This window comes from Mycobacterium sp. NGS15 (assembly GCF_059813245.1).
This window is the reverse complement of sequence record NZ_JCALEF010000001.1, coordinates 860,755-871,044: the sequence shown is the minus strand read 5'-3', so window position 1 is coordinate 871,044 and position 10,290 is coordinate 860,755. Positions and strand designations below refer to the sequence as shown.

General features: G+C 59.4%; 10 protein-coding genes. 1 reads left to right on the top strand and 9 read right to left on the bottom strand.

Annotated elements, in window-relative coordinates; translation table 11 throughout:
* Positions 1-6 precede the first annotated feature (6 nt).
* From AC5Y5C_RS04075 to mtf2, 3 genes are all read right to left on the bottom strand, one after another.
* The gene (locus AC5Y5C_RS04075; protein ID WP_005062145.1) at positions 7-237 is read right to left on the bottom strand and encodes an MbtH family protein; all 231 of its coding nucleotides are present in this window, start codon (positions 235-237) and stop codon (positions 7-9) included.
* Between the two features lie 932 nt (positions 238-1,169).
* Positions 1,170-1,415, bottom strand: coding sequence for a hypothetical protein (locus tag AC5Y5C_RS04070; RefSeq protein ID WP_499969186.1), 246 nt, complete (start codon positions 1,413-1,415; stop codon positions 1,170-1,172).
* A 73-nt stretch (positions 1,416-1,488) separates the two neighbouring features.
* Complete coding sequence (gene mtf2 / locus AC5Y5C_RS04065) at positions 1,489-2,268, bottom strand: fatty-acid O-methyltransferase Mtf2 (protein WP_499969370.1); 780 nt, start codon at positions 2,266-2,268, stop codon at positions 1,489-1,491.
* Between the two features lie 181 nt (positions 2,269-2,449).
* Between mtf2 and AC5Y5C_RS04060 the strand changes: the two genes are divergently transcribed.
* Positions 2,450-3,703, top strand: coding sequence for a glycosyltransferase (locus AC5Y5C_RS04060; RefSeq protein ID WP_499969184.1), 1,254 nt, complete (start codon positions 2,450-2,452; stop codon positions 3,701-3,703).
* A gap of 10 nt (positions 3,704-3,713) precedes the next feature.
* On the opposite strand, the gene AC5Y5C_RS04055 is transcribed toward AC5Y5C_RS04060, so the two are convergent.
* From AC5Y5C_RS04055 to AC5Y5C_RS04030, 6 genes are all read right to left on the bottom strand, one after another.
* Positions 3,714-4,502, bottom strand: coding sequence for a TylF/MycF/NovP-related O-methyltransferase (locus AC5Y5C_RS04055; protein WP_499969183.1), 789 nt, complete (start codon positions 4,500-4,502; stop codon positions 3,714-3,716).
* Between the two features lie 113 nt (positions 4,503-4,615).
* Positions 4,616-5,740 carry an acyltransferase family protein gene (locus tag AC5Y5C_RS04050; RefSeq protein WP_499969181.1) on the bottom strand — a complete coding sequence of 375 codons (1,125 nt, stop codon included), beginning with the start codon at positions 5,738-5,740 and terminating at the stop codon, positions 4,616-4,618.
* The gene (locus tag AC5Y5C_RS04045) at positions 5,737-7,005 is read right to left on the bottom strand and encodes a glycosyltransferase (RefSeq protein ID WP_499969179.1); all 1,269 of its coding nucleotides are present in this window, start codon (positions 7,003-7,005) and stop codon (positions 5,737-5,739) included. Before AC5Y5C_RS04045 ends, AC5Y5C_RS04050 begins: the two co-directional genes overlap by 4 nt.
* A 48-nt stretch (positions 7,006-7,053) precedes the next feature.
* Positions 7,054-7,854: a TylF/MycF/NovP-related O-methyltransferase gene (locus AC5Y5C_RS04040; protein ID WP_499969368.1), complete on the bottom strand. Its 801-nt coding sequence runs from the start codon at positions 7,852-7,854 to the stop codon at positions 7,054-7,056.
* Positions 7,855-8,073: 219 nt separating this feature from the next.
* A complete protein-coding gene (locus AC5Y5C_RS04035; protein WP_499969367.1) occupies positions 8,074-8,808 on the bottom strand; it encodes a class I SAM-dependent methyltransferase in 735 nt (244 codons plus the stop codon).
* A 189-nt stretch (positions 8,809-8,997) separates the two neighbouring features.
* Positions 8,998-10,128 carry an acyltransferase family protein gene (locus tag AC5Y5C_RS04030; protein WP_499969177.1) on the bottom strand — a complete coding sequence of 377 codons (1,131 nt, stop codon included), beginning with the start codon at positions 10,126-10,128 and terminating at the stop codon, positions 8,998-9,000.
* Between the last annotated feature and the right edge of the window lie 162 nt (positions 10,129-10,290).

Here is a 10,290-nt window from a genome sequence, read left to right as displayed (position 1 = left end):
GAAGGTTCAGCGCCCAAGACCCCCACCCTGCGCCAATCTCTCACGCAGGCTCTTCGGCCGGATATCGGTCCAGTTTTGTTCGATGTACTCCAGGCAGGCCGCACGGTCCGCTTCACCGAATACAACCCGCCAGCCATCCGGCACATCGGCGAAAGCCGGCCATAGGCTGTGCTGCTCCTCGTCGTTGACCAAGACGAAAAAGCTTCCCTTGTCATCATCGAATGGATTGATGCTCACGCTTTCTCCAGGTTGCTTCGGTGGACATCGCAAACATACGGCTGAATTTATAGCGGCGTAGCGGGTTTCACAAAGTTCTAATCTTCGCAACTTTGACACATCGCTGTTCGCTGCCGCAACTAATTAGCCACAATATCAATATGGATGGATTTATCCAGGTCAAATATGGTTACAATGATCTCTATCTGTTGCGAAGATCGCGCACATGAGTATACCAAGTCTGCGCACATCGCGTAAGTCGAGCGTACCGTCACGCGCGAGAGCAATCAGGTTTCCACCCGTCGCTGTGCTTTACAGCAAAGTATGCCATCCGCACTGGATACGCACGTTACCTAATATCGAAGCGGGGTTGAAAACTTAGTCAAGTAGCTTGAAGAAGTAGCCGAGAGTTCAATCTCCGGGGATTTATCGAGTTCAAGTAACAAATCGTCCCATTCCGTTACATTGCACGCTGAGCTCGCTCGTGTTACACGCAAGTGCGCGCAGAATGAACTCACGACGACCTGAATTAAGATTCAGGCCGAAATCGATGACGCTGACGCCTCGCTAGCAACACAGCGCAGGGGAACGGTCACGGCCTGGAAGTAAATGTGGTGACAAACCACTACGAATTAAGTTCTCATCTATAAGAAATACCGCTGATATCCACAGTCGTTTGATCACCTCAGCGGCATCTGTCGGCGTCACAACGAATTCCACGAAAAACAATGTTATGGGTGCGTCGGCGATAACGTGACAGCCGTCGCGAGGATGGTCCGTACCCGCATCCATTGGATGCCGTACAGCGAGCTCACAGCGATCTCCGTCGCGCATCGACAGAAGTGTGCGGAACGACCTCGAAAGGGCCGCCTGGATGAAGGCGCTGGCCCTGAGCCAAGCGATACTCGACAAACGCATCTGATTGATACGTGCCGCAACGTTACGAAAATAGATTAGTCATCATGCTGCTCGGGGCGAGCATGAGTTCCCTCAACGGGAGATGACCCGGCCGGCATCAACATGACAAACACCGGGAGCCGCACCACGGCGCCATTGAGGATCGGCAGCCGGATCGCGACGGACACCACCTCCAGCTCCAGACGTTTACCCCGTCGAGTCTCCATCTCCAGGCGGCCGGGTAACTGCCTGGGGGTCGCGAGCCAGTCCAGCCCGCGCTCTATCGACTCGACGACATTCATAACTCGACTATACCCACACGACGGAACTCATAAACGATGAAATTCCTTGTCGGAAGACGAATCTGCCGCCCGATTACGCCTTGGTGAAGCTATACATCCGGTACTCCACCGCCCCTCCACTGCGCAGGTCCTCGTAGGCGCGCTGGGCCGGCGCAAATCTACGGACCAAGCCGCGCAGAATTACGGGCGTGGCGCGATCGATCACGTAACGCCAACGCTCCAGGTTCTTTTCCATACCGCGCCGGACCTCGACATTGATCCCCCGCTCGGACACCATCCGCAACGGGGCGCTCGCGAGCGCCACCTTCCATCCGGCGACGTCCTGAGCACTTCGCGCGTCCGCATAGAGAAAATACCCGCCTGGGCGGAGCACACGTGCCACCTCCGTGAGGAACACGGGAAATTGGGGGTAGAGGTGAGACGACTCGATGTTGATTACCGCATCGAACGACTGATCCGTGAACGGTAGGCGCTGCGCGTCTCCTTGCGTGAACTCCAGACCCGGCAGATTGTGCCGCCTACGGCAGAACTCGATACCGTCCGGATTCAGGTCCAGCCCTGTATAGGAAGCTGGATGCAGTGTGCGAACGAGGTACGAGGCTCCGCCGCCATGGCCACAACCGACCTCCAGCACTCGTCTACCGTCGAGCTCCGCCTGTGTGGCGGTGCTGTGGTACAGCTGAATGGAATACCGATCGGGCTCATCGGAAGCCGACAACGGGACATCCATTGCCGGATCCTCTTCATAGCCGTAATTGAGAAACACGACGTTCTCTGTTTCGAGCTTACGGGTGGCGTACCGGTAGATGAACTTCTGCACCCCCTGAGTGAACTGCGCGTTCAGCTTGAAGATAACCCAATCTCGCGATTTCCGAACCGGATGACTGCGCACCATGGGCAAATTATGGCAGAGTTCTGAGTTTTAGACTGACTTATCGAACTCCGAACTACCTTGCGACAGTTGGAAAATCAGAGATAATGACCGCGGTATTCGGGTCTACCGATGCGACCAGAACTGAAGGGCCAGGAACGGAATGAAGTTTGCGCTGGCGTGCTACGGAACCCGCGGCGATGTCGAACCGTCCGTCAGCGTCGGATGCGAGCTGGTCCGAAGAGGACACGACGTTTGCGTAGCCGTTCCCCCGGACCTCATTACCTTCGCAGAGTCGGCTGGGCTGGCCGCGGTTCCGTACGGCCCGGAACTACATGATTTCCTGCAAGACGAGTTCCTCCGAAACTTCTGGACTCAGTTGGTACGCAAACCTGTCGGTACGCTGCGTGAACTTTGGGCGCCGATCGCCCGATATTGGAGCGACACCAGCGCGACGCTCGCCTCAGTGGCGGAAGGGGCAGATCTGCTGTCGACGGGCCTCAATTTCGAACAAGCGGCCGCCAACGTCGCCGAGTACTTCGATATCCCGCTGGTGATGCTGCACCACTTCCCCATGCGGCCCAACGGTCAACTGCTTCCCATGTTGCCGGCACCGCTCGTGCGATCGGGCGGGATGCTGTCCGAATGGCTGCTCTGGCGCGCCACCAAAAACGCCGAGGATGCGCAGCGGCGCGAGCTCGGGCTGTCCAGAGCGATCGGCCCCTCGCCACGTCGAAGGACACGCGGCGGGGCCGTCGAAATCCAAGCCTACGACGCAGTTTCGGTCCCGGGTCTGGCCGATGAATGGGCGAAATGGAATGGGAAGCGGCCCTTTGTTGGAGCGCTCACGATGGGGCTCTCCACTGAGGCCGACGACGACGTCGCGTCCTGGATCGCCGCAGGAAAGCCGCCGATCTGCTTTGCCACCGGCAGCATTCCGCTCGAATCACCAACCGACACGATCGAGATGATCGGTTCCGCATGCGCGGAATTGGGCGAGCGGGCGCTGGTCTGCGCCGGAGGCACCGATTTCGGTGATATCACTCACCCGGATCATGTCAAAGTCGTCGGAGCCGTCAACTACGCGGCGGTCTTCGCAGCCAGTCGGGCCGTCGTTCACCACGGCGGCTCGGGCACCACGGCCGCGAGCCTGCGGGCCGGTGTTCCCACTCTGATCCTGTGGAGTACGGCCGATCAGCCATACTGGGGAAACCAGCTCGGCAGATTGAAAGTCGGTGCTGCCCGCCGCTTCTCGGCGACCAACCGGAAAACACTGGTGGCTGACCTACGCCGGATCCTGGCCCCGGAGTATGCGGCCGCCGCCCACGAGCTCGCCACTACAATGACCAGCCCCGAAGAAAGCGTCGTCAAGGCCGCAGACCTCTTCGAAGGTGCCGTCCGCCGGAAGACCCAGTGAGGGATGACCGCTACTGCGGTGGCTTGATGATCAGGCCCTGACCTGTGGGCAAGGCCACGACGCATACGCCCAATTCGCCCGCCACCTCATCCATGGCGATGCGCTGCTCATCGCGGCCACGGTTCGCGTAGTCGTCCAGCAGCACGAACGCGCCCGGCGACAATCGCGGCCAAAAGTACCGCAGCGTCTCCACTTCTGGTGGAGCACAGTTCATATCGATATGCAGGAATGCCACCGCATCGGTGTCGACTTCAGCCAGCGTCTCGGGTACGGATCCGACGATGACACGCTGATTCTTCCACTGCGCGAAGTTCGCCTTGACACTGTCCACCGAACTCACGTACATGCCATTCTTCACAAGCTTGTCGCTCTTTTCGAGCGCGCCGGCGCTGCGCTCACCCGCGCTGACGAAGCGCGGATCGAGACCGGCGAAGGTGTCAAGCAGATAGAACGTCTTGCCCAGCTGATCCCAATCGAGGTACTCCATGATGGCGCTGCTCAGGAATCCGTAGCTGACTCCGCACTCGACGAAATCGCCCTTCACCTTGTTGGCGCTGTCCGCCGCCCAGAGCCCGACATGCACCCGCCAATGCCACTGGTACCAGTCCGTTCCACCCAGGGCACGAACACCGCGCTGATACGCACGCTGAAAGTCCGGATCATCAAGGAACGCATGGCTGTTGAAACAGATCAGCGCATCGTTGGAATAGACTTTGGGTAGTAGCGTGCGCGCAAGCCAATACTCCTTGCGAACCGCCCACAGCTGGATACGGGTACGGAGCGATAGCTCATCTGCCACAGCGAAAACGATAGCATCCGCCGTCAGCGTGGAGGTGAGAAAGGCTCGTCGCGAACCAATTCATCCGATCGAATCGCTATGGCTCACAAGCTGATCGATGGCAGTTCTTGCCGTCACACCGCATCGCGCTCAACGGGTACCGGTGGCGGCTCCGCCACCGGCGTCGACTTCTTCCGGGTCAACCGAGACTTCAGTGAGATCGCGTGTTTTTCCACCACGAACCAGCTGAAGGCGGCTAGCGGCACGGTGGCTGCCGTCGCAATGACGAAGAACAGGAATAGATTCAGGCTAGCCAGCCCCAAAACCACCATAAGCTGCTGTATGGGATAGGCATAGATGTACGTGCCATACGACAGGTCGTTTCGTAGATTCAATCGCGGATTGTGGATGAGCGCGCCGGAGACGATGACCGCATAGGCTAACGGCAGCGCCGCGATATCCCGATAGTTCTCAAGTAGTCCGGATGCCAGCACGATGAGCACGCTGAGCGCGACAAGCGACCATCGCGCAGGGATGACGTTCTTGTACTGATTCAGCAGGGCGCCCGCCGCGAACATCACGGCGAATCGGGCCACCATCTGCGGTATGGACGTCGCGGCGAAGACCGGATACGAGAGATATGCCGTCGCACAGAGAAAAAACACGAACGCCGCCGGAACAACCCATTGCCGCTTGAGTAAGCCGGCGACACCCAGCACCGCCACCGCGATGTAACAGATCATCTCGAAGACAAGCGTCCAGATTGATCCGTTCCACACCCCCGGCCACGGCACACCGCGAGGCGTACCGTCGACGCCCGCGTAGTACACGTTCAGCAGACCGTTGTTGAGGACGTACTCGATCGGCTTGTGCGAGGAGAACAAATCCGCGACCGAGCCACCCTGGATGAGAACGCTGATGGGGGCGATGACGAACGCGATAATCAGTAGGCACACCCACAGGCCCGGGAAAATGCGAAGGCCACGGGCAATGGCGAAGTCTCGAAGCTTGGGCTTGCGCAACCAGCTCGCGGTGATGAGGAACCCCGATACCGCGAAAAAGCCGTCTACACCTACCTGCTCGATGAGTTGCTCAAAGGGCCGGTAAGTGATCGTTCGACCGGTGAGAGGCCAGGAATGCCAGAAGATGACGCTTACCGCCAGGACCAACCGCCACGCGTTCAACGCATTGTTTCGCGGATCGAACACCTGGCCGAGTGTCGAACCCCCAGCCTGCCGCGAGACGCCGCTCTCACTCACGCGGAACACCGCGCGCGTGCGAACTGCTCCATGGCATCGGCTGCTGCTACGGCACTTTCACCGGGTTTGGTCATTCCGTCCGCGAGCTCACGAGCCCGCTCGACGTAGTCTGGACCAAGAATCAGCCGCAGGTCGGCAACCAGAGATCCTCGAGTAGTGGTCGAAAAACGCCGTGTGGTGCCCACTTTCAACTTCTTGACCTGGCCACCCCAGAGCGTTTGGTTGGCATCCATCGACAGGATCAGCGTGGGGACCCCGGCACGCAGACTCGCTGCCGTGGTGCCCGAACCGCCGTGATGCACAACCGCCCGGCAGGACGGAAAGACCGTCGCATAGTTGACCGCTCCCACGACCTTCACGTGGTCGGGAAGCTGCGTATCGCTGAAATCGGTCCATCCGGCGCCCACCAAAGCCCGCTCACCCAGCGCCGCGCACGCCGAGCCGATCATGTCGAGTGCAGCCGTGGGAGATTCAACCGGCATACTGCCGAAACCGAAAAAGATCGGTGGTGTTCCCGACGCGATCCACGACGCGACATCGTCATCGGCCTCGGCGGTCAGGGCCATTGTCAGCGAGCCGACAAACGGCCGCAAACCTTCCCATTTCTTCCACTCTGCCGCCAGCCCGGGAAAACACACCTCGTCATAGCCCTGAATTTCCAGCGAGCCGCGCTCCGCGATTCGCTGTGGCGACGGCCTGGACGCCTTCGGCAGGTGGAGATCCCGCCGCTGCGCGTCCTCCACCTTCTTGTTCAGACGCCAGGCCAGCCAATCGAAGGCCGTCATCGCCATGCGCCCCAACCGAGACGGCAGGATGGTGACAAGCTGACCATTGGGCCGCATGGGGATGTGATGGAGCGTAACCAATGGAATATCATGGTACTCAGCGACATTCGCGGCCGGCTCCTGATAGCTCTGCCCCGCGAATAACACATCGGCGCCCTCGGCCGCCGACATCAGCGTGGTGTTCATCTGTGCCCAGCACTCATCGCTGAGCTCCCACATCTGACGCCACATCCTTCGAATCTCCCGCACCTTCCAGAAGGTGTGGAAGAAGAAGGTCCAGAAATTGCGGTACACGTCCAGCCAGGTCTTCGTATCCAACCCATAGGAAACCGTCTCCAGCCCCGCCGACTCCGTAAAGCTCATCAGGTCGGGCGGCACGGCCATGACCACATCGTGTCCCCTGCGCTGCAGCTCGCGAGCCACGACAACAGAGGGCTCGATATCGCCCCGGGTTCCGTAGCTCGCCAGCACAAACTTCATCGCCTCTAACGCCTTTCGGGTATCGCGGTCAGTGGATTCGGGCCGCCCTCATTCCTTGCGCCAAAACACGCCTGTACCGTCAATTTCCACGATCTCCGCGGTTATCCCGTGCTTCGTGCGGTAATCAGTGACGGCCTGTTTGCACGAGTCAAGCGCATGGTAATCGTCGATGATGCAAAAACCTCCGGGAGACAAACGCTCGTAAAGCCCGTCGAGCGCCTGGATTGTGGATTCATAGAGGTCGCCATCGAGCCGCAATACGGCGATTCGTTCAATCGGCGCATCATGCAGCGTGTCTTTGAACCAGCCGGGAACAAAACGGACCTGGTTATCCAACAAACCATATCGCTGGAAATTCGCCCTGACATTCTTTTCGGTCACCGCCAAGATGGGTGCCGCAAGGTGCAGCCTATCTCCCTTGTCCGCCTTGTAATTCGCGGTATCCGGAGGAGGCACACCCTCGAACGAATCGCACAGCCAGACGTTCCGCGTCGTATCCCCATACGCGGCGAGAACTCCACGCATCAGGATGGACGCCCCACCGCGCCAGACTCCGCATTCGACCAGGTCGCCGGGCACGTCATCAGCAAGCGCCGTCTCAACGCACTGCTGCAGACTAGTGAGTCGCCGCATCCCGATCATCGTCAACGCATCCGCCGGCCAGTCCAGACCCAAGTCGCGCTTGTGCGCGTCGAACGGACGCTTGCGCACGAGCACGTAGTCGCCAAATTTGAAAAAGGGGCGGTGCAGCCAGTTCCAACCCACTGGCACAAGTTCGTCAACTCCGTATCTGGTCAGGTCCTGCCGAAGCAGGCCCAGATAAGCGGATCGAGTGTCGTAATCGGTCACGGTCAAGAACTGCCCCTATCTCGAAATGCTGGTGTCCCGTCCCAGCGCTAACAATAGCCGTCCGACCGACTCCGTCGACACGTTTCGGACCGGGCTAGTCCCCTTGTAAGGACTGCATTTCCGGTAGAATCTGTCAAGAATTCTTATGAACGAATGTCGCCAAATATCTGGTGCTCGCTTCCCGGCGAAGATCCAGCGTCCCGTCATTAATATTCAGCCTCATCGGAACACGGCGCGAGGGAGCCGTTTCGGCTCTTCTGCCCGGTGAATCACGACCACGGAGTCGAACACCTCGATCCGGTCGATGATGGTGGCCGCAAACGGCACCTGGGCCTCCTGGAGCCGCTTGGGATGGCCCTCCATGATCTGGTAGACCGAGCTCATCTCCAGATAGTGCGCGTGCATCGCATCCATCAGCCATTTGGTGAAGTCGATGAACGATTCGCGCTGGTCGCGATAGATGGTCCAGTAGTTGGCACAAACGTCCTCGACGATGTAAACCCCACCGGGCCGCAGGCGGGGAAACAAGTACCTGAACGACCCGATCATCTGTTTAGGGGTATGACCGCCATCGTCGAGGACGGTGTCGAACGGCCCGAACTCGTCGACCACTGTCCCGAGAAAGTGTGCATCAGTCTGATCACCAATCCGCACATGAATATCGCGCCCGGGGTCATCGTGCTGTGCGGACGCGGGGCTGATGTCGAGACCGACGATGGTGGCTTGTGGCAGGTGTTCTCGCCACATCTGCAAAGATCCGCCTCGATCCACCCCGATCTCGAGCATTCGCTCGGTCCGCGTCAGAGCGCCCTGGTAAATGGGCAGGTAATGACGCAGTTTGTGGACGTTGTCGGTTTTCTCGAATATCCCTCCGATCGGAGTATCGCCGGGTTCTGAGTCGTCGGCCTGCATCGAGACCGCCCTGGCTAGGTCTGGGCCTAGCGCATCAAGCATCCGACGGCGACCTCCGTAAGGATAACGCCGCGCGATGAACGGCGGTTTGCGCTGCAACGCCAGACGAAAGAGCGGCATAGTCACGAGATCCTTTGCTGTCCTTTGATGTTCGTAGAACATCGCCCATTCTCAGAATCCCGAAATGCCATGCGAATCAGCCTACCGAAATCTTCATGGCGACCCTCTGCGCTAACTGTCCTCGCGCGGTGACAGAGCCCGTTCTCGCAGTTCCGGACGACTATCCGAAACCGCCGGTCCGGCCCGGGTCGCCATCGGATCGGCGTTCTTACGTTTGAGGCGCGATTTGAGCGCCAGTGCGCGCTTCTCGACCAGGAACCAGCTGAATGCAGCGGGGACCAGCGTCGCACCCGTCGAAATAGCAAAGAAAACAAACGGATTCAGGCTGGCCAAACCTGCAACGGCCAAAAACTGCTGTGTCGGCGAGGCGTAGATGTACACGCCGTACGACAGGTCCGTGTGTATGTTCATGCGCTTGTTCTTGATCAGCACACCCGAAACGACGACGGCATAGGCGAGCGGAAGGGCACCGACCACCCGGTAGTCGGGCAGCATGCCCGAGGCCAGCACGATCGCGACGCTCACGCCCACCAGCGACCATCGGGCGGGTATCACGTCTCGCCACTGATACAGCAGCGCGCCGGCGGAAAACATGATGGCGCTCCGCACCGCGAGCTGCGGGATTGTCCACAGCCCGGGGAAGGTCAGGGGCGGCAGGAGAATTGCCGCGATCGTTGCCAGTATCAGTATCACCGGTGCTGTCCAACGGCGGCTCGCAAGCCCGAGCAGCCCGAGCCCAGCGACGGCGATGTAGCACATCACCTCAAATACGAGCGACCACAGGGACGCGTTCCAGATCCCCGGGTACGGGATATCGCGCGGCGTCCCACCCACATCGAACTGAAGCTGCACCAGTGCGCTGTTCTTCAGCATGTATTCGATCGGCGCACTCGAGAACAACAGCCTGGCGGCCGAACCGCCCTGGATCAGGACACTGAGCGGCGCAATGACAAAGGCCGTCACCGCCAGCACGACGTAGTACCCCGGCAAAATGCGGAGAGCTCGTGCGATGAAGTAGTCACGGACGCTGGGGTCACGGAGCCAACTCGCAGTGATCAGAAATCCTGAAAGGGCAAAGAATCCGTCGACTCCCACCGAGAACAGCAGTTGGAGTACTGCCTTCGATTCCACCACGTGTCCGGTAAGTGGGAACGAGTGGAAAAGGATCACCTCGGTCGCCAGAGCGAGCCGACAGGCGTTCAGCGCGTTATTTCGCGGATCGAATACAGAACCGAGCTTCATGCGCCTCCACCACTCTTCGCCGGAAGCGTCATCGTATCGTCATCTCGGTTCCAGATCAGGCTTTCCGGTGTTTCCACATCTAGTTGGAAAACATTGCCACAACTGATGATTCATAATCATGACGGCGTTTTTAGCCAACGAACCACGGCTAGGCGGCGATGT